We start from the raw sequence: 24,618 nt of genomic DNA, 5'->3' as shown, positions 1-24,618 counted from the left end.
TGCACCGCTGCATGCTGTCTAACATCCCGGGTGACGACGGGTCAACGGGGCCGGGCCCCGGTTCTGTACGGAGGCACGCTGAGTGAGCCAGTCGGTGGAGCGGGCGCTCCGGATCCTGCCTGCCCTGGCCAAGGGCCCCGCCGGGCTCGGCGAGGTCGCCGAGGTGCTCGACGTGCACAAGAGCACGGCCCTGCGGCTGCTGCGCACCCTCCAGGAGCACGGCTTCGTCTACCGGCAGGGCGACGGGCGCTACCGGCTCGGGGCTTCCCTCTTCGCGCTGGCCGCCGAATCCATCGAGAACCTCGACGTCCGCGACATCGCGCACCCGCACCTGCTGGAACTGAACCGGATCACCGGCCACACCGTGCACCTCGCCCTCCACCAGGACGACGAGGTCGTCTACGTGGACAAGGTCGACAGCCGTTATGCGGTCCGGATGTACTCGCGCATCGGCCGGCCCGTCCCCCTCACCGTCGCCGCCGTGGCCAAGCTGCTCATCGCCGACCTGCCCGAGGCCGAGCGCCGGGCCCTGGCCGCGCGCATCGAGTACCCGGCCTACACCTCCCGCTCCACCCCCGACGCCGCCGCGTACCTGCGCGAGCTGGACCTCGTACGCGCCCAGGGGTGGGCCACGGACATCGGCGGCCACGAGGAGTCCCTGAACTGCCTAGCCGCCCCCGTCCGCGGACCCGACGGCCGCGTGGTCGCCGCGATGTCCGTCTCCGCCCCCGGCGTGGTCCTCTCCGTCGTGGGGCTGCTCGAACTCCTCCCGCTCGTACGGCAGACCGCCGACGCCATCGGCCGCGAGTACTCAGGCTCGGGCCCCGTACAGGAACAGGAAGAACACAGGTCATGACCGACAAGATCGCGATCACCCCCGCCACCCACACCGACCCGCCCGCGAAGTTCTCGCACGGCGTCCGCAAGGGCAACATCCTCCAGGTCGCCGGCCAGGTCGGATTCCTCCCGCACGTGGACGGGCAGGAGCCCACGCCCGCCGGCCCCACCCTGCGCGAGCAGACCCTCCAGACGCTGGAGAACGTCCGCTCCGTGCTGGAGGCGGGCGGCGCAGGCTGGGACGACGTGATGATGCTGCGCGTCTACCTCACCGACACCACGCACTTCGAAGAGATGAACGAGATCTACAACGCCTACTTCGAGGAGCAGAACCTCAAGGAGGTCCCCTCCGCCCGCACCACGGTGTACGTGGGCCTCCCCGGCGACCTCCTGATCGAGATCGACGCCCTCGCGGTGCTCGGCTAAGGAGCTTGCCCGGCGGGGGATTTGGGGTCCGTCTCACGGTATGTGCGGACCTGCGGGAACCTTCCACATGGTGTGTATCTTGATCGCCGTTCAAGTACACACATGTGGGGGGAACTCTCTTGCGCAAGCTCTCTGTCATAGCCGCGGCCATCGCCACGGGCACGCTCGCGGCCCTCGCCGTCACCCCGGCGCAGGCCGCCGAGTCCGGCTCGGCCCTGAAGGTCCGCGGAGTCCAGTACGACGCCCCCGGCTCGGACTCCAACAGCTGCACCACGGGCAACACCCGTGACGAGTACCTGACGATCAAGAACTACTCCACGACGGCCACGGTCAACCTCAAGGGCTACGTCGTCAGGGACGCCACCGGCAACAGCTTCACCTTCACCGCCAACCACTACCTCCAGCCCGGTGACTTCGTGAAGCTCCGCGGTGGCAAGGGCACCGAGTCCGACGCGTCCAACGTGGCCTACCGCGGCAGCTGCAACTTCATCTGGAACAACGACCGCGACACGATCTACCTGAAGACGCCGTCCGGCGCGACCGCGGACTCCCACTCGTACACCAAGAGCGGGTCCGACGCCGACGGCAACGGGTACGTCACCTTCCACGGCTGACGGGCGCAGCCCGGAGGCGGGAGTCGGCAGAACCTGCCGCCAACTCCCGCCTCCGGTCTCGTGGTCCGAGGCCGGACGCCGAGCGCCCATTGGGTACCCTCACGGATGACTTCGGGGCGCCGGCGGGGGCCGGGACGCCGCTAGCAGGGATGGGTCCTCAATGAGCAGCGCACCTTCGGCAGGAATCTTCCAACCGCTCAAGGCCGACGACCCGGAGGTCGTGGGCGGCTACCGGCTCGCAGCGGTGCTCGGCGCGGGCGGCATGGGCAAGGTGTACCTCTCGTACACGCCGGGCGGCCGCCCCATCGCCATCAAGGTGATCCGGTCCGAGTTCGGCGAGGACCCCGAGTTCCGGCGGCGCTTCCAGCAGGAAGTGCGGTCCGCGGAGCGGGTCCAGGGGCTCTACACCGCCCCCGTCATCGACTCGGACACCGAGGGCGCCCAGCCCTGGCTGGCCACGGCCTACGTGCCCGGCCCCTCCCTCGCGCACGCCGTGGCCCACCACGGCGCACTGCCGCCGCGCAGCGTGCTGCTGCTGGCCGTCGGGGTCGCCGAGGCCCTGACCGTCATCCACGGCGCGGGCATCGTGCACCGCGACCTGAAGCCCGCCAACGTCCTCCTCGCCTCCGACGGCCCGCGCGTCATCGACTTCGGCATCGCCCGCGCGGCCGACACCACCGCCCTGACCAGCACGGGCGTCAGCATCGGAACCCCGGCGTTCATGGCGCCCGAACAGGCCTCGGCCGGCACGATCACCCCGGCCACCGACGTCTTCGCCCTCGGCCAGATGGCCGCCTTCGCGGCCATCGGGTCCTCCGTCTACGGCGACGGGCCCTCGCACGCGGTGCTCTACCGGATCGTGCACGAGGACCCCGACCTCGGCGGGCTGCCCGAGGAACTGCGGCCCCTGGTGACCCGTTGCCTCAGCCGCGACCCGGCCGACCGGCCGGCGCTGACCGACATCATCGCGTTGTGCAACGAGGCCGCGGGCGCCGAGCCGCTGCGCCAGGGGGAGGACTGGCTGCCGCGCGCGGTCGCCGGTTCCATCACGGAGCGGGTGCACCTGCTGCCCGCCCCGGCGCCCACCCCGCCGCCGCGGCCGGCCACGCCGGTTCCGACCGAGGTCTCCGCGCAGCCCCCGGCCGCGAGCGCGCCTGCGGCACCCGCCGCCGCGCCCGGCTACACGCCCACCGGCCTGGCCGCCGCCCCGACGCAGGCCGCTGCGGCGCAGCCCGCTCCGGCGCCGACCGGACCGCCGACGGCGCCGACCGGCTACGGGACACCGCCCGCGTACGGGCGGCCGACGCACCCGCAGCCTCCGTACGGTCAGCCTGCGTACGCCCAGCCCCAGCCCCCGCGCCCGCAGCCCACGTACGCCCAGCCCACCTACGCGCAGCCCGGGTGGGGGCAGCCCACGTACCCGCCCGCCCCGGCCAAGCCCAAGCGGACCGGGCTGATCGTCACCCTGTCCGTCGTGGGCGCGGTCATCGGGCTGGCCGTCCTCGGGTCCCTGCTGCCGGACGGCGACAAGGGCGGTACGGACGGGGCGTCGGGCAGCAAGGGCAGCGGGGGGAGCGCGAGCGCCTCCCCGGGCGGGGCCCAGAAGCCCGTGGACCCGCAGCCGGTCTCGTACAAGGGCATCGACATGCCCGGGTCCCACCAGCTGCTGCTCGCCGACAATCCGCCGCGTCCGGCGGAGGAGTCGACCGGCGCGGGCGTGCACTACGGAAAGGGAGACCTCTTCTACTACCGGGACACGACCTTCGGGAAGGACGAGTTCGGCACCGCGAACGGGAAGCTGGTCCTGCTGAACAACTCGGAGAAGGGCTCGCTGGAGACCTGCCGCAAGGTGACCCGCTTCACCGAGAGGATCACCCTCGACCAGCTCACGGCCGGATCCGAGGTCTGCGTCCTGAGCGACGCCGGACACATCGCGGTGGCGACCTACCGCGGCAAGTCGGGGGCGAAGGAGTCGAGCCAGTACATCACCGTCGACCTCACGATCTGGCGCAACGCCGAGCGGGCGAAGAAGGACTAGCCGGGACGGCACGTGCGAAGGGGCGCCCCCCTGGCGGTGGGGCGCCCCGGTTCACATGACGACGGGCTCAACGGGTACGACAGGCACTACGGGCAGTACTGCGCCTGCTTGCCGATCGACCGGTACATGCAGTCCGCGTTCTCCAGCAGCTGCAGCACCGCGTCCTTGTTGCGCGCCGTCTCGCGGTCGATGACCTCGTCCGGCGGGTAGAAGCCGCCGCCGCCCGAGCCGGTCGGGTACATCTCGAAGGTGTAGGCGAAGATCTTCTGGTTGCCCCACAGCCAGTCGTCGATCGTCCCGTCCGTGATGTACAGGTCGCTCGACTGCTCCGGCGTGTAGCCGTTGCTGGCCGCCATGCTGGTGCCGATCTTCTTGTACACGGCCAGGTCGTCGGCGGTCAGTCCGGGCGCCGTGTCGTTGTACGTCCACCCGTACGGCCACAGCACGAGCTCGCTGTACGTGTGGAAGTCGATGGCGGCCGTGATCTGCTGCTTGCCGCCGATCACGCGGCTGCGCACGAAGTCCGAGACGACCTTGACCTCGGGCGCCGACTCGGCGGCCGGGCCCCGGTAGGTCTCGGAGCTCTTGCTGCCGCTGGAGCCGCCGCAGCAGCCCCACTTGTAGTCCCAGTTGCGGTTCTCGTCCGTGCCGACGTAGGAGGAGCCGGCGTTCGGCTGCCGGTTCTTGCGCCAGGAGCGGTACGAGCCGGAGGCGATGTCGTACTCGCCGCCGTCGGGGTTGAGGTCGGGGATGATCCAGATCTCGCGGCCGTTGACCGCGTTGGTGACCCTGGAGTCCGTCCCGTACTTGGAGCCGAACTCCTTGAGCAGGTAGAGGGCCATCTCGACCGTCAGGTGCTCGCGGGCGTGCTGGTGCGCGGTGAAGAGCACCTCGGGCTCGGCCTCGTCGGTCGCGACGTTGTCGCTGATCTTGATCGCGATGAGGTCCCGGCCCTGGTACGACTTTCCGATGACCCGCTTGCTCATGAGCGTGGGGTACTGGGCGATGCGCTGGTCGATCTCCGCATTCGCCTCGGCGTAGTTGTGGTAGAGCGCGTCCTTCGACGGGAAGTCGTTGATCCCGGCGGCGATGTCGCGCCCGTCGGAGCGGTCCGGCGGTCCGGGCAGCGCGGTCAGCTCGTAGCCGAGGGCGCGCAGCTTCTTGGCCTGCATCGTGTCGGCGCTGACGACGACCGAGCGGGCGTCCACCTCGTCGATCGAGATGCCGGTACGGAGCAGGGCGGTGCGTTCCGTCGCCGTGGACGGGCCCTGGATCTCGTACTGGACGATCGACTCGTCCTGGGTGGCGGTCGACGGGGCGGGCGGCGGTGCTGCCGTCGCGCTCAGGCCGTAGGCGGGTGCGCCGAGCGCGAGCGCGAGAAGGGCCGCCGTGACGGCGGCCCTTCGGCGGTGGTGGAGCCGCATGCGTTTCTCCTGGGTGGGAGTGTGGGGGTAGCCGTGCGGACGCGCACAGCGTGCTCTCGTGGCATGTCCGGGTCAAGAACCCGAATCGGCCACCCCCACACACCTACCTGCTACGGCAGGCCGTGGACCTTGGGACCCACCGCGTTGGACCAAGCGCTACCCGCTTTGGCGTCCCAGTTGGTCGACCAGGTCATCGCGCCGCGCAGCCCCGGGTAGGTCTTCGAGGGCTTGAAGCTGCCGCAGCTCGTACCCCTGGCCAGGCAGTCCAGCGCGTTGTTCACGATGGTCGGCGAGACGTAGCCGCTGCCCGCGCCGCTGGGGGAGGCCGGGACGCCGATGCCCACCTGCGAGGGGTCGAGCCCGCCCTCCAGCTGGATGCAGGCCAGCGCGGTGAGGAAGTCCACCGAGCCCTGGGAGTAGACCTTGCCGTCGCAGCCGAGCATCGCGCCGCTGTTGTAGTACTGCATGTTGACGACGGTGAGGATGTCCTTCACGGCGAGAGCCGTCTTGAAGTAGCCGCCCGCCGTCGACTGCATGTCGATGGTCTGCGGGGCCATGGTGAGGACGAGCGAGGGGCCGGCCTTCGCCGCCAGTGCCTTCAGCGCCTGGGTCATGTAGGTCGGGTTCAGGCCGTTCTCCAGGTCGATGTCGATCCCGGTGAAGCCGTACTCCTGCATCAGCGCGTACGCGGAGTTCGCGAGGTTGGTCGCGGACGCCGAGTCGTTGACCGAGATGGTGCCCTCCTCGCCGCCGATGGACAGGATGACGGACTTGCCGGCCGCCTTCTTCGCGGCGATGTCCGCCTTGAACTGGGGGACCGTGTAGCCGCCGAGGCCGGCCGAGTCGAGGTTGAAGGTGATGCCGCCCGGCGTGCTCGTGGCGTCGCCGAAGGAGACGGCGATGATGTCGTACTGCGCGGAGACGTCGGAGATCTTCTGGACGGTCGCGCCGTTGTTGAAGTTCTGCCAGTAGCCGGTCACCGCGTGCTTGGGCACCGACGGGTTCGGGTTGCCGCCCCCGCCGCTCGTGGTGGTGCCGGGGACGGCCGCACCCTTCACGCCCTCGCCGGCCGCGTTGTACGCACTCACCTGGAAGGAGTACGTGGTCGACGCGGCGAGCCCGGTGATCTGCGCGGAGGTGCCCGAGGTCACGGTCTGGACGCGGACGCCGTCCTGATACACGTAATACCCGGCGGCCCCGCTGACCGTGTTCCACGAAAGGGTGAGCCCGCTGGAGCTCTGGCCGGAAACGGCGCTGCCGGACGGCGCGCCGGGGATGGACGGACCGGGGTCGGTGCCGCCTCCGCCGTCGGGGCCGAAGACGCTGAACTCGTCGACCACGAAACCGGGCTGGCCGTACCAGCCGTGGGTGTAGACGGTGACCTGGGTGGTGCTCGGGCCGGTGGTGAAGGTGGTGGACAGCTTCTGGAAGCCGCCGCCGGTGCCGGGGGTCCAGGTGGAGACGTCCTGGGTGCCGGTCCCGGTCGCGCCGAGGTACACGTACGAGCCGTTGACCTGCTCGCTGAGCGTGTAGGTCGAGTTCGGCTTGACGGTGACGACCTGGCTGCACTGGGCCTTGTCCTGGCCCGCCGGGGTGGCCTTGAGGGCGCCGGCCCCCGCGAAGACGGGGGAGGAGACGACGGCGCCGCTGCCGGAGGTGCAGGTCCAGTTGGCGAGGCCGGACTCGAAGCCGCCGTTGCGGACGACGTTGACGTCGGCGGCCTGGGCGGTGCCGGTGGCCACGGCGGTGAGGCCGGCGGCGGCGAGGGTGACGGCGAGCGGTATGGCGAGGGAGCGTATGCGGTTCACGTGGGCTCCGTGGGGGGAGTGGGGAGGTGATGGACGCATGACCGGGGCATGTGGGGTGCCCCGCAGCCAAGTTGGTCTAGTCCAATGTCCATGTCAAGAGTGTTTGCGATATGGCTTGATCTGATCGGCGTTCCCGTCGTCTTCCGGCGCCTTCCGATCCTTGTTGTCCGGATTTACCCGCCCCCGCCGACACGTGCCGGTGGCACGGGAATTCGCAAGGCCCTGCCCTGTCAGGAAGGACGTGGATATGGTGCTGGGGCAAGGGGGGAAGGGTGTTGATCGTTTGCGGTCGCGCAGCTGCGCGCACCCGCCGCGGTCAGGGGAACGCCCGTGGATGACCGGGTGAACGGGGGGATGCGCGTGCCGATCGCCATTGCTGTCACCAGCGCCGATCTGGTGCTGCCGGCCCCGGACCGGCACACCCCGGCCGCCGCCGTACTGCCGCCGCCCGAGGAGCTCGACCTCGACGGCGCGCTCGCCCAGACGGCCGGCCTGCTGGAGCGCCACGGCCACCTGGTGGTCCTCGTGCCCTCCTGGCTCCGCGCCTCCGCCGTCCGCCGCCTGCACACCGTCCGGGCCATCCTGGAAACCGACCGGATCGCCCTCGTCGACGTAGATCTCCCGCCGCTGGCAACCGCCCTGCTGGTACGTCAGCTGCGCCAGCTCAGCGTCTGCGACTTCAGCCCCGGCGTCCTCGCCTCCGCCGCCCGTTTACTCGCGCACTACATCTACGCGGGTGCGCTGCTCGGCTCGGTGGCCAAGCTGGACCGGGTGCCGGTCGGGCTGAAGGCGCACGCCAAGTCCTGGTCCCCGAACGCCCAGTTCGCCGTACTGGCCCACCCGACCCCGCACCTGGTCAAACTGGGCTCGGGCTCCGGCGGAACCCACGGCGGCGGCGCCACGCTCCCCCCGGGCCCCGACTTCGCCACCCACCTCACCTTCGCCCGCGGCCAGCTCACCTCCGACTGGGTGGCCTCCGACCTGGCCCCCGCCTGGCGGGTCCAGGGCGTCATGGAGAACCCGCTGCCCGCCGACTCGCCCGCCTGGTGGGCCACACCGAAGCTGGTGGAGTTCGCGGCCGCCATCCCGGACCCCTCCGTGCTCTACCAGCTCGTCGCCTCGGTCCGCCGCGAGGAATGCCGCTGGTGCGGCTTCGAACTCATCGGCGACCGCTGCAGCTTCTGCGCCGCCCCGCTCCTCGCACCGGCCCCGCCGCCCTCCGCGGCACCCGGGGGATCCGCGGGAACCTCCGCGGACCGGCTCCGCCCCAGATCCAGATCCAGACACTGACCGGCCCGAACGAATGAAGAACGGCGAGGTAAGACGGCCATGAACTCACGCCAGCGCCGCGGCGTCATCCTGCTGATCCTGTCGGTCCTGTGCGCACTCGCCGCCTTCGGCGGAGTCCTCGTGGTGATGGGAGACGTCAATTCCAAGGTCGGCAACGAGGTCGTCGCCTACCGGGTGAAGGGCGACATAGCCCCGTACACCCCCCTGGCGGCGGGCCAGTTCGAGGAGGTCACGGTCCCCAAGCGGTGGCTGTCCGATACCGCCGTCACCGACCTGGGCGTGCTCAAGGACAAGCTGGCGCTCACCTCCCTGAAGAAGGGCTCGCTGCTCCAGAACGACATGTTCGTCGACAAGCCGAAGCTCCAGGCCGGGGAGCAGGAGATCGCGATCATGATCGACGCCTCCACGGGCGTGGCCGGCAAGGTCACCCCCGGCGCCAAGGTCAACATCATCGGCACCTACAAGGGCAAGAAGCCGACCGACCCCGACCTGTCCGTGCTCATGGTGGCCAACGCCCGCGTCATCAACGTCGGCAAGCTCACCCCCATAGACAGCAAGGACGCCGACAAGAAGAGCCCCGTCGACGCCGTCCCGATCACCTTCGCCCTGTCCACCAAGGACACCCAGCGCGTCGCCTACGCCGAGTCCTTCGCGGTGCACGTACGGCTGGCCCTGGTGGCACCCGGCACCGACTCGGCGCCCAACCCGGGCGACCACTTCTACACCCTCGAAGGGGACCGGTGAGGCGCCGATGACCACCCGAATCCTCCCCGCGGTCGGCGACCCTGAGTCCGCCCGCGCCATCGCCACCCTGCTCAGCCAGCTCCCGGGCGCCGAACCGGCCGCCCCCGTACCCGACTCCACCTCGCTCCTCGACACCCTCGCCCGGCTCGCGAGCGATTCGATCGACGAGCTGCCCGAGGTGGTCCTCGTCCACGAGCGGATCGGTCCGCTCCCCGCCCTGGAGCTGATCCGCGAGGTCGCCCTGCGCTTCCCCGCGGTCGGCGTCGTCCTCCTCACCTCCGACGCGAGTCCCGCCCTCTTCTCCGCCGCCATGGACTCCGGCGCCCGCGGCCTGATCGGCCTGCCCCTCGCCTACGAGGAGCTCGCCGCCCGCGTCCAGGCCGCCTCCCAGTGGTCCGTGGGCGTACGCCGCCACCTGGGCCGGGGCCCGGAACTGCCCAGCGGTCCGGGCGGCAAGGTGGTCACGGTCACCGGGGCCAAGGGCGGGGTCGGCACCACCTTCGCGGCCGTGCAGTTCGCGCTGGCGGCGGTCGCGGCCGGGCGGCGCACGGCCCTGGTCGACCTGGACCTCCAGGCCGGCGATGTCGGCTCGTACCTCGACGTGCAGTTCCGCCGCTCCATCGCCGACCTCGCCGGCATCCAGGACATCTCCCCGCGCGTCCTCCAGGACGCGGTCTACGACGACCGCACCGGCCTCGCGCTCCTCCTGGCCCCGGCCGACGGAGAACGGGGCGAGGAGGTCGACGACCGGGCCGCCCGGCACGTGGTCGCCGCCCTGCGCGCTCGCTACGACCTGGTGGTCATCGACTGCGGCACCCAGGTGACCGGCGCCAACGCGGCCGCCGTGGAGCTCGCGGACGTGGCCGTCCTGATCACCACCCCCGACGTGGTCGCGGTACGGGCGGCCAAGCGGATGGTCCGGATGTGGGAACGGCTCCAGGTCAGGAAGGCGGAGGAGACCACCATGGTCGTCAACCGCTGGTCCAAGCAGACCGAGATCCAGCCCGCCCTGATCGAGAAGATCACCAAGACCCGGTCGGTACGCACCCCCGTGCCGGCCAACTTCAAGGAACTCCAGGCCGTCGTGGACGCGGGCCGCGTACAGGACCTCGACAACCGCTCGACGGTCAAGCAGGCCCTGTGGGCGGTGGCGGGGGAGCTGGGGCTGCTGACCGCCCCGGAGGCGCAGGACGCCCCGGGCGCCCCGGCGGCCGAGCCCGGTGCGGCCCTGGCCGTACGGGGCTCCGGGCCGGTGGCGCGGCTGCGCGGAGACCGGGGGGCCCTCGGGTCCTGGACGCGGCGCGGGCGGGAGGGCTGAGGGGTGGCGGGTCGGAGACGGTTCCGGTGGGCGCGCCGGGGTGACCGGGGTCAGGTCGCGATCGAGTTCGTCGGCATGCTGCCCTACATCCTGCTGGCCGTGGTGGCGGTCTGGGAGATGGTGCTGGTCGGCTACGCCTTCTCCCTGGCCGGCAACGCGGCGGACGAGGCGGCACGGGCCGGGGCGGTGCACGGAGACGGCGCGTGCCAGGAGGCCGCGGGCGAGCACATCGGTGGCGCCTGGGCCATGACCGCGACCTGTGGGGTGTCCGGGAACCTCTACAAGGCCAGGGTCACGCTCAACCTCCCGGTCCTGTTCCCGGGCCTCAACATCGACTTCCCCATCGAAGGCCACGGCGGCTCCCGCAACGAGGAGGAGGACTGAGATGAACCGATTGATCCGCAAGGCCCGCGAAGCTCGCGGCGACCGGGGCCAAGTCGCCCTGGAATACATCGGGTTCCTGCCCTTCCTCCTCCTGGTCGGGCTCGGCGGAATCCAGCTCGGCTGGTCCGCTTACGTGGTCCAGCAGGCCGAGACGGCCGCCCGTACGGCCGCACGCGTCGAGGCGCGCGAGCCGGACGCGGGCGTGCGCGCGGGGCTCGCGGCGATCAGGCCGAGCATCGCGCGGCGAGCGGACATCAGCCCATACGTCACGCAGGACGTGGTCAGGATGCGGGTGACCATCACGATCGAGTCGATCGTGCCCGGAGTCGGCCCGCAGACCGTCACCCGGACCGCCGTCATGCCCAACGACGATCCGAGGTGACCGGACCATGAGCCTTCGTTCCAGGGTGAACACCCCCGACGACCGCCACAACCCGCGCGAGGACGGCCGCCTGGTTTCCGCGTACCGCGCGAAGCTGCTGGAGGAGATCGACCTCGCCGAGATGTCCGCGCTCGCGCCCGCGGAGCGCCGCGCGCGCCTGGAGCGGGTACTCGGCCACATCATCAGCCGCGAGGGCCCGGTCCTCTCCACCGTCGAGCGCGCCCAGCTCATCCGCCGCGTCGTGGACGAGGCCCTCGGCCTCGGCGTGCTCGAACCGCTCCTCGAAGACCCCACCATCTCCGAGATCATGGTCAACGGCCCCGACCAGATCTTCGTGGAGCGTGCCGGCCGCGTGGAGCAGCTCCCGCTCCGCTTCGCCTCGCACGAGCAGCTGATGCAGACCATCGAGCGCATCGTCTCCACGGTCAACCGCCGGGTGGACGAGGCCAATCCGATGGTCGACGCCCGCCTGCCCAGCGGCGAGCGCGTCAACGTGATCATCCCGCCGCTCTCCCTGACCGGCGCCACCCTCACGATCCGCCGCTTCCCCCGGGCCTTCACCCTGCACGAGATGATCGGTGTGGGATCCCTGGACGAGCAGATGGTCCTGCTGCTGTCGGGCCTCGTGGCCGCGAAGCTGAACGTGATCGTCTCCGGGGCCACCGGCACCGGCAAGACCACCCTCCTCAATGCCCTCTCCGGCCTGATCCCGGAGGGCGAGCGCATCATCACCATCGAGGACTCCGCCGAGCTCCAGCTCCAGCAGTCGCACGTCATCCGCCTCGAATCGCGCCCGTCGAACGTGGAGGGCAAGGGCGAGATCACCATCCGCGACCTCGTCCGCAACTCCCTTCGCATGCGCCCCGACCGCATCATCGTCGGCGAGGTCCGCGGCGGCGAGACGCTCGACATGCTCCAGGCGATGTCCACCGGCCACGACGGTTCGCTGGCCACCGTGCACGCGAACAGTTCCGTCGACGCCCTGATGCGCCTGCAGACGCTCGCCTCGATGTCCGAGGTGGAGATCCCCTTCGAGGCGCTCCAGGACCAGATCAACAGCGCCGTCCACGTCATCCTCCAGCTCACCCGCTTCGGCGACGGCACGCGCCGCATCACCGAGATCTCCCTCCTCGACTCACACGGACGCGAGCCCTTCCGCATCACGACGGTCTGCCGCTTCGCGGCGATGCCCATGGGCCCGGACGGCCGCGTCCACGGCCGCTTCGAGTACTACCCACTGCCCCGCTGGCTCGCCGACCGCCTCTACATGAACAACCAGCCGATCCCGCAGGCCTTCGGGGTCGCCCCGGCGGACGTACCCCTCCACGACCCGCGCCAGGCCCCCTTCCACGACCCGCTCACGGGCCCGCTCCCCGCCCGCATCAACCGGACCGCCCTGTGAACCCACTGATCTCCCTCACCCTCGGCGCCACGCTGCTGACCTGCGTGCTGGCGGTCCTCGGCATCCACGCGTACTCCACGGGCCGTGCCCAGCGCGCCGCGCTCATCGAGCGCCTCTCGGCGACCGGCCTCCCGGCGCCCCTCGGCCGCAGGCGCCGCTTCCCGGGCGTGGACCGGCGCCTGCGGAACACCAGACTGGGCCTCGGCATCGAGAGCAAGCTCGCGGTGACCGGCCTGGACCTCAGCGTCGGCGAGTACTTCGTCTACATGCTGGCCACGGTCGCCGGGATCTGGCTGGTGGCCGGCTCCTTCCTGGCACCGTTCTTCGGCCCGGTGGCCGGCCTGATCGCCCTGTGGGGGGCCAACGCCTTCCTGAACTGGCAGCGCGCCCGCCGCACCGAGCGCTTCATCAACCAGCTCCCCGACCTGGCCCGGATCCTCGCCAACGCCACCCAGGCCGGCCTGGCCCTGCGGACGGCCATCGGCATGGCCGCCGAGGAACTGGAGGCACCGGCCGGCGAGGAACTGGCGCGCGTGGCCTCCCGGCTCGCGGTCGGGCACTCGATCGAGGAGGCCCTCAGCGAGATCGAGCAGCGTCTGCCCTCGCGGGAGTTGGTCGTCCTGGTCTCCACCCTCGTCCTCTCCGCCCGCGCGGGCGGAGCCATCGTGGGGAGCCTGCGCAACCTGACGGTGACGCTGGAGCAGCGCAAGGAGACCCGTCGAGAGGTCCGTACGCAGCTGTCCCAGGTCACGGCCACTGCCTACCTGGTGCCGGTGATGGGCGTCGGCTCGCTGCTCCTGGTGGACGCGATGATGCCGGGCGCGCTGGACCGGATGACCGGATCCGTCCTCGGGCAGACCCTCGTACTGGTCGCCCTGGGGCTCTTCGCGCTCGGATTCGTCGCCATCCGCCGCCTGTCCAAGATCGACGTATGAGGAGGCCGGCATGATCGCGCTGCTCCTGGCCCTGGCCGTCGGCCTGTCGGTCTTCGGCATCTTCCACGGCATCCGCCTCTACCGCGCCGACACCCAACTCCCGTCCGACCTGATGCTGGCCCTGGAGGTCGGCGCCACCCGCACGACGGCCGTCGGCTCCCTCATCGACCGCATCGGCATCCGCTACGCGCCGCTGATACTGCGCCTGATGGGCCCCGACCGGGTGGCGCGCAAACGCCGTCAGATCGACACCGCGGGCAACCCGTCCGGCCTGACCATCGACCGCTACGCAGCCCGCCGGGCCGTCTACGCCTTCCTTGGCGGCATCGGGGCCTTCGCCATGCTGATCAACGGCCAGCTGATCCTGGCCCTGCTGATGGTCGCCTTCGGCCTGTTCTGGATCGAGGCGGGCCTCTGGTCGGCGATCCGGATCCGCCGCGACCACATCGACCGGACCCTGCCGGATTTCCTGGATGTCCTCGCCGTGGTCGTCAGCGCCGGGCTCGGCTTCCGGCCCGCGCTGGAGCGGGTCGCGGACAAGTACGAGGGCCCGTGGTCCGACGAGATCCGGATCACCCTCCAGCAGATGACCATGGGCGTCAGCCGCCGCCAGGCCTTCGACGAGCTGCGCCGACGGAACGACTCCGAGCAGGTCGCGCAGTTCGTCACCGCCCTCCAGCAGGGCGAGGAACTGGGTTCTCCGATCGTGGACACCCTGATCGCCATCGCCGAGGACATGCGGCGCACGGACGCTCAGAACGCCCGCCGCAGGGCCGCCAAGGCCGTCCCGAAGGCCACCTTCGTCGTCACGATGTTCATGCTCCCCGGGACCATGATCCTGCTGATCGGCGGGTTCGTGTACGGAGCCGACGTCGACTTCGGCGCCCTGTTCGGGGGCGGCTGAGCCATGCCCGCCTCGCTGGACGACATCACGGATTTCGCCGCCGCACGGGACCGGCCCTCCGCCCGAGCCGCGGTGAAGCTGCCGATCGCCCTCCAGGCCAACGCCCTGCAGGCGCTGTGCCGTCAGGTCTTCGCGTTCCGCCTCGTGATGATCGCCCTCGGAACGCCGGTGGTACTGAGTCGCACGGCACCCGGGACGCCGACGCACCTGGCCGGCGGCGCGGTCCTGCTCACCTTCCTGCTGTCCTACGTCCTGTTCCGCGACTGGGAGCGCTTCGGACCGCTGCTCCTGCGCCACCGCTGGCCCCTGGCGCTCGACTGGGCCCTCTTCGGCGGACTCCTCTTCCTGACGGCCACCCCCGGCTCCCCGCTCCTCCTCGCCTCGGTGTGCACTCCGCTGCTCGCCGGGATCGTCTACGGCCGGCCCGGCGCGGCGGTCTACGCGGTGGTCCAGGCGGCCGTGGTGGCGTTCGTCGCCGAGGCCCTGACGCTGGCGGTGCTCTGCGTCCTGGCGGGCGCGGCCGGGGCCTCCCTGCGCAGCCTGCTCCTCCGCTTCGGCACGGCCGGCCAAGCCCTGCTGGAGACCCGTGCCCGCCTGGCGGTGGCGGAGGCGGTTCAAGCCGAACGCGACGCCCTGGCACGCGAGTTGCACGACTCCGTCGCGAAGACCCTGCACGGCCTCGCCCTGGCCGCCGACTCCATGACCCGTACGACCGACCCGGCCACCCTCCGCCGCCAGGCGGCCTTGGTGTCCGGCGCGGCCCGCCGCGCGGTGGCAGAGTCCCGGGACGTACTGGCCGACCTGCGCCGGGACCCGGACGCACCGGGAGTCTCCCTGGCCTCGGAGCTCCGGGCGCGGATCGGCCCCTTCGCTGCTGAGCTGCGCGTGACCGGCACCCTCCCGGTGGTGCCCTCCCCGGTGGCCCGGCACTTGCTGGCGGTGACGGGGGAGGCCCTGGAGAACGCCCGCCGCCATGCGGGAGCCGGGCGGATCACGGTCGAGGCGGCCGTCGCCGCCTCCGAACTGGTGCTGGTGATCGAGGACGACGGCCGCGGCCTCCCGGACGGAGTCGACCTCGCATCGCTGCACGGCGCGGGCCGTTTCGGCCTGCTCGGCATGGCGGAACGCGCGGCCGCGATCGGCGCCCGCCTCTACATAGGAGCCCGCCCGGGCGGGCGGGCGGGGACACAGGTCCGCCTGGCCCTTCCGCTGTCGGCCCTCGCCGCGGGGAGGGGTGCGTGATGGCGCCGCTGCGCGTGCTCATCACCGACGACAACCCGGTCGTACGGGCCGGCCTGGCGGCCCTCCTGGGCACCGCGGAGGGCATCGAGGTGGCCGCGGAGGCGGCGGACGGGCGGGAAGCCCTCCGCCTGACGCGCCTCCACACCCCGGATGTCATCCTGCTGGACGTCCGGATGCCCGGCGTGGACGGCATCTCGGCGCTGCCCCACCTCGTGCGGCTGGCACCGGTGCTGATGCTGACGTACAGCCAGGAGTCGGAGATCGTCCGCGAGGCGCTGCTGCTGGGTGCGGGCGGCTACTTGGTGCACGGCGAATTCACGCCGGATCACCTCGTCGAAGCCGTCCGCGACGTCCGCGCGGGCCGCGCACACTTCAGCCCGACGGCGGCGAGCGCGGTGCTCACGGAACTCCGGGCCTCTTCGCATCCGCAACGAACTGTGGGACAGTCTTCGGAGCGTCTTCCCAACCATGCAGTGTTCGGGCTGAGTTCGCGTGAGGAGGAGGTCATGGGTCTCATCGCTTCCGGCATGAGTAACCAGCAGATCGCTGCCAGTTGCTTTATCAGCGAGAAGACGGTCAAGAACCACATCAACCGGATCTTCGCGAAGCTCCAGACCGCCACCAGGAGCGAGGCGATAGCCCGTTGGCTGGGAACCGCCCGTCCGGGGGTGGCTGGCCATGGGTAGACGGAGTGCGCAGTGGGTCCGTAATTGGGTCCCGGGACCCTTTGCAACTGCTGGTGCGTCGAAGTACCGTCCGCGAACCGATAACGGCGCCGGCTCTGGAGAGGACTCCCATGCAGAACCTCAAGCTGCTCAAGGCGATCGTCGAACGGAAGAACCGCCTGCGGCGGGGGGCGGACGAGGGGCAGACGGTCTTCGAGTACCTGGGGATCATCGTGATCATTGCGCTGATCATCGCGGCGATCATCGGGTCGGGACTGGCGGCCAACATCGCGAACGCCATCTCAGAGGTCTTGACCGACATCACGAGCTAATCGACGTGGCGGGCTCGCGTGATCGGGGTCAGGTTCTCCCCTTCTATGCCGCGATGATGGCATGCCTACTCTTTGCTGCGTTGGCCTTCGTCGCCGTCGGGATGGCGGGGGCCACGCGCAGCGATGCGCAGGGTGCCGCCGACGCGGCGGCGCTCGCGGCTGCCCGAGAGGTCAGGGACAACGTGTTCAGGGGCAGGGATCTCCTCATCCTCACACCGGAGGACTGGGAGGAGATCATCAGGGGGCGCCGCTTCGATACCGCGGGGGCCTGCGCCCAGGCGAATGCCTTCGCCGGCACGAACGATGCCACTGCGGAATGCGCTTTTGACGTCCCGGAGTTCACCGTCTCGGTGATGACCAACGGCACGGTCGGGGACTCGGTCATCCCGGGGACCGAGGACATGCATGCCCGCGCCAGGGCAACGGCCTTGATCGAACCACGGTGCTTCCTGCAGCCCGCGACCACCCCGCCACCACCCGGGGGTGGCGGGCCTGTCGACATTGAGTGCCGGGACGGAACGGTGATCATCGTGAATCCGTCGGATCCCGGGCCTTTGTACAAGCTGGCGAGGAAACTCTTCGTTGTGCGACTGACCGACTGACATCGAACGAGAGACAAGGAAACGGCGTACATGAGCATGCGGCAGAAGGCGAAGGTCCGCGGGGGAGCGGCCGTTGCGGTTGCGGCGGCCTTGGCCCTCACGTTGGCCGGGTGCGGCGGAGGAGACGACAAGGCAAAGGATCCGCAGAAGTCCGCTACTCCTCAGAGTCAGGAGAGCAAGGCTGCGCAGCCTGCGCCCACTGATGCAAAGGGATCGGCGCCTGTTGAGGTCATCGCCACATCGCAAGGGCCAGCGGGGATCGTCTTGGAGATCAATTCGGCTGTGCGCAACCAAGACGGATACCTCACCATCAGTGGGCGGATCAAGAACACGGGATCCTCGACGTTCTCCCAGATGGCTACTTGGCGCGGTGACGAGAAGACCGCCAGTCCAGCATCGATCGCAGGGGCCACTGTGGTCGATACTGCAGGCAAGAAGCGGTATTACGTGCTGCGTGACACCGAGGGAAGGTGTGCATGCACCACCGGCCTCACGCCTATCAAGGCCGGGGAAAGCGTCTCCATCTTCGCCCAGTACCCTGCGCCGCCGACAAGTACGACCGAGGTCACGTTCGGCCTGCCGAGCTTCGCCGCGGCCACCGTCAAAATCTCCGGGTGACTCCATGACTAAACGCCATCGCACCACCGCGGCCACGGCCGTCGCCGGTCTCGTCATCGCCGGTGCACACTTCATCGGAGCGACCAGCGCGTATGCGGATGATGTAACGCCGTCCGTACCTCCCGGGACGGAGGCCTCGGCCTCAGCTCCGGTGCCCGTCAAGGCCGACTCTCCAGGTCTGAAGCTCCCCCAGGGCGGTGTCCTCGCAGCCCCCAAGGTGCTGGACATGGTGGAGGTAGTCGAAGACCTCGGGGGCGAGGAGCGGCGCCAGGAGACGAACCAGACCGTCATGATGGCGCTGCAGTCCGAGGTGATGTTCCCCGAGGACAGTGCCATCTTCAACGCCCAGGCCGCCGCCCGTATCCAGGCCATCGCGCAGGAGATCAACTCCCAGAAGGCCACCACCGTCCGGGTCTTCGGTTTCACCGACGACCAGGGCAGCTACGAGCACGGCAAGGAACTCTCGAAGAAGCGCGCCGACGCGGTCCAGGCCGAGCTGGCGAAGACCGTGACGAATCCCGGCGTCACCTTCGACGTACGCGGCTACAGCGAGGACTACCCGATCGCCGACAACGGCACCGAGGAAGGCCGCAAGAAGAACCGCCGCGTGGAGATCACCTTCCCGCGCAGCAGCAAGTAGGTAGCGACCGGGCCCCGTCGCCGCTTCGGCGGGGGCGGGGTCAGTCCGTCAGCAGGTGGTCTGCCTTGCCGGCCTTGATGTCCCGGATGAGCTGTTGCAGTGCCTCGCGGGTGTCCGTGAGGTAGGTGTCCTCCTGGCCGGACAGGGCTATGTAGCTGTTGCCGTCCCCGTCCACGCCGATCCGGTAGCAGGAGTTCCCCTCACCGCAGAAGGGGTCCTCCCAGGTCACGTCGGTCACGGTGTCCCTCTCACAGTTCGCTCGCGATGGCGCGGATGAAGTCCCGGGAGGGCCCCGGTGGTAGCGCCAGCCGCTCCATCAGCTCGAAATGGCCTCGGTACTTCGCGAGTTGGGTCTCGGCGTGGAGGAAATCGGGCCCGTGCGAGTTGTCGATCTGCACGGTGTCGAGCTGCGCCGTCGGCCCCTCCGCGTAGAGCACCGTCTGTCCCGCTCCAGGAAATCCGCCCGCCTCGAACGGGAGGACGAGCAACGTCACGTTCTCCTGTTCGGAGCGCTGGATCAAGTGGTTCAGCTGCTCCCGCAGGACATCCGCACTGCCGAACCGCATCCGTAGGGCGGCCTCGTGCACGACGGCCACGAACGTGGGGGCGTTCTCGCCGTCCAGGACCTTCTGGCGCTCGATGCGCAGTGCCAGCCGCAGTGCGACCTCGTGCTCGGGGAGCGCGGGGATGACCATGCGGAACACGGCGAGAGCGTGGTCCGAGGTCTGGAGCAGCCCCGGCATGTGGAGCGGGTAGGCAACCCGCATGCGGATGCTGCGGGACTCCAACTCGGCGATGTCCAGGAAGCCCTGCGGTACCTGACCCCGGTAGCGGTCCCACCAGCGTGGGCCGGTGGGCAGGGCCATGTCCGTGAGCCCGGCGATGTAGCGCTCGTCGTCCACTTGGCAGTTGGCCGCCAGCGTTCGGATCCGTTCGGTCGAGATGGCACGTGTGCCCGACTCCATCGCGGAGATCGCGCCCCGGTCCACAGCGAGGAGGCTCGCCGCGAACTCGGCCGACATGCCTGCTGACGTGCGCATTCGGCGCAGTTCGTAACCCAGTCGCTTCTGGCGCTCGGTGGGAGCTGTCCTCGCGGTCATGGGGTGCAGTCTTACGCGTCGGCGGGCCCTCGTGCACGAACGGCTGACTTCTGCCGGACGGCGGGCCAAAAAAGGCCCGCTCGCGCTACATTCGGTAATGCACCGCTCACGCAAGGGAGTTGGAAGTGCATCGCCGCGGCATGCCTCGGCCTCGGCGACGAGCCACTGCCCCCACCACCGCGCGAGCTACCCGCTCATGACAGGGAGTCCGTCATGCTCAGCCCCTTCATGCCCCCCAGTCCCGGCTGCTTCGATGCCTGCCCGCCCGCGGACGAGCCACCCTCTCCCGACGGGCTCTCGTGCAGCCTGACCGTGCCCGGGGAGCCGTACAGCGCCCAGATCGCACGCAGCACCGTACGGTCCGTGCTCCACGCGCACCGGCTGGACCGGATCGTTCCCGCTGCCGTGCAGGTGGTCGGGGAACTCGTCGCCGCGGCTTGGTATTTGGACCCCGGCCGGAGCCTGTACCTCGCCCTCCGCCACCGCGAAGACGCGCTCCGCCTCACGGTCTACGACGGGCACACCCCCCACACCCACCCCCGCCTCGCCGCCCACTGCGAGGCCCGCCGCCGGACCGCGCTGCGCGTCATGGCCGCCGTCGTGCGGGACTGCGGCGGAGCCTGGGGCTTCGGGGAGTCCCGGGAGCCCGGCGGCGGGACGCGGACCTGGGCCAGCCTGCCGGTGGCGGGGGCCGCCGGGTACCTGGCCCCCACCTGCTCGGGGTGAGGTGAGTAGGCGTACTCATGTGGCCGGTGAACCGGTCATCGGAAGATGCGGGCATGCGATCACACTCCCTCCAGAAGTTCCTGCTGCTGGCGGTACTTGGCTGCGCCGTTCTCGCCGGCTGCGGCACCCGGGGCACCACCGACCAGGCCCTCGCGGGCAGCAGCGTCTCGGCGGCAGCCGTACCGGATGCTGCGGGGAGCGACGAGGACCAGGAGCTGCGGCTCATGGAGCTGATGGTCCGGGACGTGCCGCGCTGCAATCAGTACATCGCGAACGACAAGGGCGTGCTCCCCAAGGACCTGCCGTCCGGGGGAGTCCCGCCCAAGCCCGAGGATCTGCCGGGCTGGGAGCCCGGTGCTCCGAGCGCGGGCGGACGTACGCCGGTCCCCCTGCCGGAGGCTCCCGCGCCGCCGGAGCCGGACCCCGACTCCACTCCGCCCAACCCGGAAGAGGAGGTGCCCCTGAACGCCTATGAGGAATGCTTCGGCGTCGAGGAGGCCCAGCGCGTCAGCGAGGCGTTCAAGGACACGAAGACCGCCGGCTACGAGGCGATGCAGAAGAGGCTGACGGAGCTCGCATACCCGGCGGCCCGCATCCACCGGATGCCGGACCACGCGGGCGCGCCCCGGGCGCGGGTCGATCTGCGCTTCATGGGAGGCCGGCTCGCTCTCGAGGTCACGGGAACCGGCACCGGCACCGGGGTCACCGTCGAAGCGTTCGGTGCCTCCGAGGAGGAGGGCGTGAACCTGGCCGAGGTGAAGCGGAAGCCGAAGCCGTAGTCAGTGGCCTCGTCGGAGCGAGACCCGCAGGATCTTGTTCTCGTCGCGGGCGAGGAAGAGGCCGCTGCCGCCCACGTCGGTCAGGAGCGGGATGTCGACGCCCGCGCCCAGTACCTTCGCGTCACCGGACGCGGAGTTCAGGTCGAGCTGGGCGACCACCGCTTCGGAGGCCGGGGCCTCGGCGTTGTCGACCGCTCCGTAGGCCGTGCCGTCGTTGCGGATCGAGGCGAGTGTGATCGTCTTGCGGTTGCCGTCGCCCTCCAGACAGATGCCCTGCTTCCGCTCCAGGTCGAAGGCGACCGGGCCGGCCGCGAGGTAGCGGCCCGAGGGGGAGGCGATGGTCGGGTACTCGGGGGACTGGTCGAGGATGGTGGGGGTCTCCTTGTACGCGCACTCCATGCGGGCCAGCAGCGCGCCGGTCCGGACGTCGTGGACCGACCAGGTGGGGGGACGCTCCGGCGCTCCGTCCTTCCCTCCGTTGACCCACGAGGCGAGGAGGCGGCCGTTCGTCACCCCGTACGCCCTGCCGTTCCAGTTTTCGAGGACGGGTTCCTTCGGCTGGACCCCGTCGGGGCGGACCGTGTCGCTGAACCAGTGGCCGGGTACGCCGAAGCCGTGCCCGAGGCCCATCGAGACCAGGGGGCCGTCGGGGCTCACCGCCATCACGCGGCTGTGCTGGCAGAGGGTGGCCTGCGCGCACTGGGGGAGGAGCTTGTTCGGGTCCTTGTACGGGGAGACGGACCCGGTGGTCACGTCCACGGCGACCCCCGAGCTCGGGTACATCCCGCGGCTCCCGTACGCGACCAGCAACCGCCCGCCGTCCGCGCTGACCCGGACCTGGTGCGGGGACGCCTTGACCGGGACGTCCACCTCGCGCAGGGGCTTGACCCCCGTGCCCGAGGCGTCGGCGGGGAACACCGCCAGCCGCACCACCTCGGTGCCCTCGTGCAGGGCGTCCTTGCCGCTCATGCCGTGGGCGTACGCGACGACGTAGCCGCGACCGTCCAGCTCGACGTCCGTCAGGTCGGGGATCTCCGCGGCCTCGTCGGAGGAGGTGCCGCCCTCGTCGGCGTTGACGGGGATCGGGGCCTTCCACGGAGCAGAGCTCCAACCGTCCTTCCCGTCGGCGGACTTGGTCCGCACGGTGTACCCCTCGGGGGTCCCGTACAGCAGCGCGACCAGACCGGTGCGGGGTACGGAGGACACCGGCAGGGATCCGACCGATTCGGGTACCCAGCCGAGGATTTCGTCCCAGCCCTTGGACCCGTCGTACTGCGGCGGCACGCTCAGCTTGACCGTCGGCTTGGCCGCTTCGAGCTGCTCACCGAAGGCGCCGGTCTTGCCTTTGCCGTGTGAGGTGTCCGTGCCGCCCGAGCCGCTGCAACCGGCTGCCAAGGCGACCGACAGGACGACGCCTGCCATTGCTTTCCCCGTACGCATGCTTCCCGCTTCCCCGTTTTCGATCAATGCCCGGCGAGGCTAACAGCGGCCCACGGAACGAGGGTTGCTCGGGGTGGGTGGGGTGAGCAGGGGGAACCCTGGCTTCAGCCCGCGGCGTCCGTCTACATGGGTTCGACCAAAGCCGCCCGCCACTCCGGGCTCGGGTCGGCGCCCAGGCTCGTCCAGTACTCCGTCCCGCGGACGATCCGTCCGTCGCGGACGGTCCAGAACGACGCCGCACGGAACACCCCGAGATCTTCGTGCGGGACCTCCACCTCGGAGACGACCTCGTCACCGGCGGCGACGATCCGCAGTACGCGGATCGTCCAGCCCTCCGGATACTCACGGTTCACCGCGACGTAGTTCTCGCGGCCCACGATGCGTTCGGCGCTGACCGGCCACTCGACGACCGCGTCCTCCGCGACCAGCAGGGCGACGCCCTCCCAGTCCCGGGCCTGGATCCGGTCCCACAGCGCCTCTACGACTCTCAACGGCTCCATGGGGCACACCCTGCCACGCCGGGGGTCAGACCAGGAGGCCGATGGCGGTCGCCACCATGACCGCCGCCGTCGCGGCGTGGACGCCGTAGGCGGTGGCCTTCGGCCCGCCGCTGCGCAGCACGATCACTGGGGTGGTGAGCATCGGCTGTCCTGTCCTGTCCTGTTCGTTGACGTGGTCGTTGGTGGAGTCAGGGGAGTTGGTGGAGTCGGAGGGGGTGTCAGGGGACGAGGATGATCCGGCCGCGGACGCCGCCCTTGGCCATCGCCTCGTAGGCATCGGCCGCTTCGGCGAGCGGGGTGACGGCGTGGACGCGGGCCGGGAGTTCGCCCGTCGCCGCGCGTTCGAGCAGTCGGGCGAGGAGCGGACCGTCGGGACGGGCGAAGAGGGCCTCGACGGTGATGCCGCGCTCCTCGGGGAGTCGGGACGCGGGCTGCACGCCCACGAAGCGGCCGCCGTCGCGCACTGCCCGCAGGGCGTCCTCCTGGAGGGCTCCGGCGTCGGCGACGGCGTCCCAGCCCTGCCCGACCCCGGTGGCGAAGTCGGCGCCGAGGCTCCGTACGAACGGCTCGTCGGCCGCGCGGGCCGTCCCGGTCACCTGCCAGCCGCGGTCCTGGGCGAGTACGGCGACGTACGCGCCCACCGCGCCGGCCGCGCCCGTCACCAGCAGGCGCCCGGCCCCCGCCGGTGCCTCGCCGAGGAGGTCGACGAGCTGGGCCGCGGCGGTGGCGTTGAGCGGCACCACGGCCGCCCCGAACAGGTCCAGGGTGTCCGGTACGACGGCGACCTTGGCGGCGGAGACCAGGAGGTGTTCGGCATGGGATCCGTGGTCCCGGTCGAAGCCGTCGAGGAACCCGGCGACCCGCGTACCGACCCGGAGCTCGACGCCCGGTCCGGCGGCATCGACCGCGCCGGCGAAGTCCCAGCCGAGCCCGGTGTGCTGGGGCTGGTCGACCAGGCCGAGCCGGTGGAAGACACCCCCGGCCACCCCCAGGTCCACCGGGTTGATCGCCGCGGCGGCGACCTTGACCCGGATCTGCCCCGGCCCCGGCTCGGTCAGCGGAACGGTGACGGTCTCGACCGACCGGGGCCCGGACGGGACGCGGACCACGGCGCGGCGGGAAGTGGTGTGCGGCGTGGGGTGCTGCATCGTCAACTGCTCCTTCGTGGAAGCCTGGTGAGGTGGACGGCCTTGCCATCGTTCGGGCGTGTCACCACCATGGAGGCACCTGCTGACCGGCGGGAAGGAGGCACTTCAAGGTGCCTAAGCGACCCAGCGGGGAGTTGAGTGACGCCGACCACGACCGCATCCCAGCGGCGGGCCGGCCTCGGCCGCTCGCTCCAGGGGCTCATGAAGGGGATCAAGGCCTGGGCGGAGGGCCACATGACGGAGGTCCTCACCCACCGCGGCGGCGACGACCAGGAGAAGTGCGACGCCAACGACCGAGCCGCCGACTGATCGCCGGTTGG

Annotated in this window: 28 protein-coding genes; 21 read left to right on the top strand and 7 right to left on the bottom strand. The window is 70.7% G+C overall.

Translation table 11 applies throughout. From position 1 onward, the window contains the following. Positions 1-82 precede the first annotated feature (82 nt). The 4 genes from ACFRU2_RS28380 to ACFRU2_RS28365 all read left to right on the top strand — a co-directional run bounded on the left by ACFRU2_RS28380 (position 83) and on the right by ACFRU2_RS28365 (position 3,915). Positions 83-856 (top strand): IclR family transcriptional regulator, encoded by a 774-nt coding sequence (locus ACFRU2_RS28380; protein WP_382977129.1) that lies wholly within the window; start codon positions 83-85, stop codon positions 854-856. Further along, on the top strand, positions 853-1,263 hold the full coding sequence (locus ACFRU2_RS28375) for a RidA family protein (protein ID WP_382977127.1): 411 nt from the start codon (positions 853-855) through the stop codon (positions 1,261-1,263). The genes ACFRU2_RS28380 and ACFRU2_RS28375 overlap by 4 nt, the downstream gene beginning before the upstream one ends. Positions 1,264-1,382: 119 nt before the next feature. Next, entirely contained in the window at positions 1,383-1,877 is a 495-nt protein-coding gene (locus tag ACFRU2_RS28370) for a lamin tail domain-containing protein (protein ID WP_382977126.1), read from the top strand. Between the two features lie 160 nt (positions 1,878-2,037). After that, a complete protein-coding gene (locus tag ACFRU2_RS28365) occupies positions 2,038-3,915 on the top strand; it encodes a serine/threonine-protein kinase (protein WP_382977124.1) in 1,878 nt (625 codons plus the stop codon). Between the two features lie 86 nt (positions 3,916-4,001). Here ACFRU2_RS28365 and ACFRU2_RS28360 read toward each other — a convergent pair whose 3' ends face one another. Further along, positions 4,002-5,339 carry a M14 family metallopeptidase gene (locus ACFRU2_RS28360; RefSeq protein ID WP_382977122.1) on the bottom strand — a complete coding sequence of 446 codons (1,338 nt, stop codon included), beginning with the start codon at positions 5,337-5,339 and terminating at the stop codon, positions 4,002-4,004. A 110-nt stretch (positions 5,340-5,449) separates the two neighbouring features. Next, positions 5,450-7,186, bottom strand: coding sequence for a chitinase (locus ACFRU2_RS28355; RefSeq protein WP_382977120.1), 1,737 nt, complete (start codon positions 7,184-7,186; stop codon positions 5,450-5,452). Between the two features lie 315 nt (positions 7,187-7,501). On the opposite strand from ACFRU2_RS28355, the gene ACFRU2_RS28350 reads away from it, so the two are divergent. From ACFRU2_RS28350 to ACFRU2_RS28285, 14 genes are all read left to right on the top strand, one after another. Continuing rightward, a complete protein-coding gene (locus tag ACFRU2_RS28350; protein ID WP_382977311.1) occupies positions 7,502-8,437 on the top strand; it encodes a hypothetical protein in 936 nt (311 codons plus the stop codon). A 39-nt stretch (positions 8,438-8,476) separates the two neighbouring features. Beyond that, entirely contained in the window at positions 8,477-9,181 is a 705-nt protein-coding gene (locus ACFRU2_RS28345) for a Flp pilus assembly protein CpaB (protein WP_382977118.1), read from the top strand. A gap of 7 nt (positions 9,182-9,188) precedes the next feature. Next, the gene (locus ACFRU2_RS28340; protein ID WP_382977116.1) at positions 9,189-10,499 is read left to right on the top strand and encodes a CpaE family protein; all 1,311 of its coding nucleotides are present in this window, start codon (positions 9,189-9,191) and stop codon (positions 10,497-10,499) included. Between the two features lie 3 nt (positions 10,500-10,502). Then, on the top strand, positions 10,503-10,883 hold the full coding sequence (locus tag ACFRU2_RS28335; protein ID WP_382977114.1) for a TadE/TadG family type IV pilus assembly protein: 381 nt from the start codon (positions 10,503-10,505) through the stop codon (positions 10,881-10,883). Between the two features lies 1 nt (position 10,884). Beyond that, the gene (locus ACFRU2_RS28330; RefSeq protein WP_382977112.1) at positions 10,885-11,265 is read left to right on the top strand and encodes a TadE/TadG family type IV pilus assembly protein; all 381 of its coding nucleotides are present in this window, start codon (positions 10,885-10,887) and stop codon (positions 11,263-11,265) included. Positions 11,266-11,272: 7 nt separating this feature from the next. After that, the gene (locus ACFRU2_RS28325; RefSeq protein WP_382977110.1) at positions 11,273-12,667 is read left to right on the top strand and encodes a CpaF family protein; all 1,395 of its coding nucleotides are present in this window, start codon (positions 11,273-11,275) and stop codon (positions 12,665-12,667) included. Next, positions 12,664-13,602 carry a type II secretion system F family protein gene (locus tag ACFRU2_RS28320; RefSeq protein ID WP_382977108.1) on the top strand — a complete coding sequence of 313 codons (939 nt, stop codon included), beginning with the start codon at positions 12,664-12,666 and terminating at the stop codon, positions 13,600-13,602. The genes ACFRU2_RS28325 and ACFRU2_RS28320 overlap by 4 nt, the downstream gene beginning before the upstream one ends. Before the next feature lie 13 nt (positions 13,603-13,615). Next, the gene (locus tag ACFRU2_RS28315) at positions 13,616-14,506 is read left to right on the top strand and encodes a DUF5936 domain-containing protein (protein ID WP_382977309.1); all 891 of its coding nucleotides are present in this window, start codon (positions 13,616-13,618) and stop codon (positions 14,504-14,506) included. A gap of 3 nt (positions 14,507-14,509) precedes the next feature. After that, entirely contained in the window at positions 14,510-15,748 is a 1,239-nt protein-coding gene (locus ACFRU2_RS28310) for a sensor histidine kinase (RefSeq protein WP_382977106.1), read from the top strand. Then, positions 15,748-16,434 carry a response regulator gene (locus ACFRU2_RS28305; protein WP_382977307.1) on the top strand — a complete coding sequence of 229 codons (687 nt, stop codon included), beginning with the start codon at positions 15,748-15,750 and terminating at the stop codon, positions 16,432-16,434. The genes ACFRU2_RS28310 and ACFRU2_RS28305 overlap by 1 nt, the downstream gene beginning before the upstream one ends. Before the next feature lie 110 nt (positions 16,435-16,544). Beyond that, positions 16,545-16,745 carry a hypothetical protein gene (locus ACFRU2_RS28300; protein ID WP_382977104.1) on the top strand — a complete coding sequence of 67 codons (201 nt, stop codon included), beginning with the start codon at positions 16,545-16,547 and terminating at the stop codon, positions 16,743-16,745. A 5-nt stretch (positions 16,746-16,750) separates the two neighbouring features. Beyond that, on the top strand, positions 16,751-17,347 hold the full coding sequence (locus ACFRU2_RS28295; RefSeq protein WP_382977102.1) for a pilus assembly protein TadG-related protein: 597 nt from the start codon (positions 16,751-16,753) through the stop codon (positions 17,345-17,347). Between the two features lie 30 nt (positions 17,348-17,377). Next, entirely contained in the window at positions 17,378-17,965 is a 588-nt protein-coding gene (locus ACFRU2_RS28290) for a hypothetical protein (protein WP_382977100.1), read from the top strand. 4 nt (positions 17,966-17,969) lie between these two features. Then, positions 17,970-18,605 carry an OmpA family protein gene (locus ACFRU2_RS28285; RefSeq protein WP_382977098.1) on the top strand — a complete coding sequence of 212 codons (636 nt, stop codon included), beginning with the start codon at positions 17,970-17,972 and terminating at the stop codon, positions 18,603-18,605. Positions 18,606-18,645: 40 nt separating this feature from the next. Here ACFRU2_RS28285 and ACFRU2_RS28280 read toward each other — a convergent pair whose 3' ends face one another. Both ACFRU2_RS28280 and ACFRU2_RS28275 read right to left on the bottom strand, forming a co-directional pair. After that, the gene (locus ACFRU2_RS28280) at positions 18,646-18,843 is read right to left on the bottom strand and encodes a hypothetical protein (RefSeq protein ID WP_382977096.1); all 198 of its coding nucleotides are present in this window, start codon (positions 18,841-18,843) and stop codon (positions 18,646-18,648) included. A gap of 10 nt (positions 18,844-18,853) precedes the next feature. After that, entirely contained in the window at positions 18,854-19,705 is an 852-nt protein-coding gene (locus ACFRU2_RS28275) for a helix-turn-helix domain-containing protein (protein WP_382977094.1), read from the bottom strand. A 213-nt stretch (positions 19,706-19,918) separates the two neighbouring features. Between ACFRU2_RS28275 and ACFRU2_RS28270 the strand changes: the two genes are divergently transcribed. Both ACFRU2_RS28270 and ACFRU2_RS28265 read left to right on the top strand, forming a co-directional pair. Continuing rightward, a complete protein-coding gene (locus ACFRU2_RS28270; RefSeq protein WP_382977092.1) occupies positions 19,919-20,431 on the top strand; it encodes an ATP-binding protein in 513 nt (170 codons plus the stop codon). 53 nt (positions 20,432-20,484) lie between these two features. Then, positions 20,485-21,210: a hypothetical protein gene (locus tag ACFRU2_RS28265; protein ID WP_382977090.1), complete on the top strand. Its 726-nt coding sequence runs from the start codon at positions 20,485-20,487 to the stop codon at positions 21,208-21,210. Here ACFRU2_RS28265 and ACFRU2_RS28260 read toward each other — a convergent pair whose 3' ends face one another. The 3 genes from ACFRU2_RS28260 to ACFRU2_RS28250 all read right to left on the bottom strand — a co-directional run bounded on the left by ACFRU2_RS28260 (position 21,211) and on the right by ACFRU2_RS28250 (position 24,298). After that, positions 21,211-22,632, bottom strand: a complete 1,422-nt coding sequence (locus tag ACFRU2_RS28260) for a hypothetical protein (protein WP_382977089.1) — start codon at positions 22,630-22,632, stop codon at positions 21,211-21,213. Between the two features lie 140 nt (positions 22,633-22,772). Next, positions 22,773-23,150: a nuclear transport factor 2 family protein gene (locus ACFRU2_RS28255; RefSeq protein WP_382977087.1), complete on the bottom strand. Its 378-nt coding sequence runs from the start codon at positions 23,148-23,150 to the stop codon at positions 22,773-22,775. 218 nt (positions 23,151-23,368) lie between these two features. Next, positions 23,369-24,298, bottom strand: a complete 930-nt coding sequence (locus ACFRU2_RS28250) for an NADP-dependent oxidoreductase (RefSeq protein WP_382977084.1) — start codon at positions 24,296-24,298, stop codon at positions 23,369-23,371. A gap of 138 nt (positions 24,299-24,436) precedes the next feature. On the opposite strand from ACFRU2_RS28250, the gene ACFRU2_RS28245 reads away from it, so the two are divergent. Next, entirely contained in the window at positions 24,437-24,607 is a 171-nt protein-coding gene (locus ACFRU2_RS28245) for a hypothetical protein (protein WP_382977083.1), read from the top strand. Positions 24,608-24,618 lie beyond the last annotated feature (11 nt).

This window comes from Streptomyces sp. NPDC056883, from assembly GCF_042788835.1.
Taxonomy (GTDB): domain Bacteria; phylum Actinomycetota; class Actinomycetes; order Streptomycetales; family Streptomycetaceae; genus Streptomyces; species Streptomyces stoeckheimensis.
The sequence above is the reverse complement of the archived record's forward strand: the minus strand, read 5'-3'. Positions and strand labels throughout refer to the sequence as shown.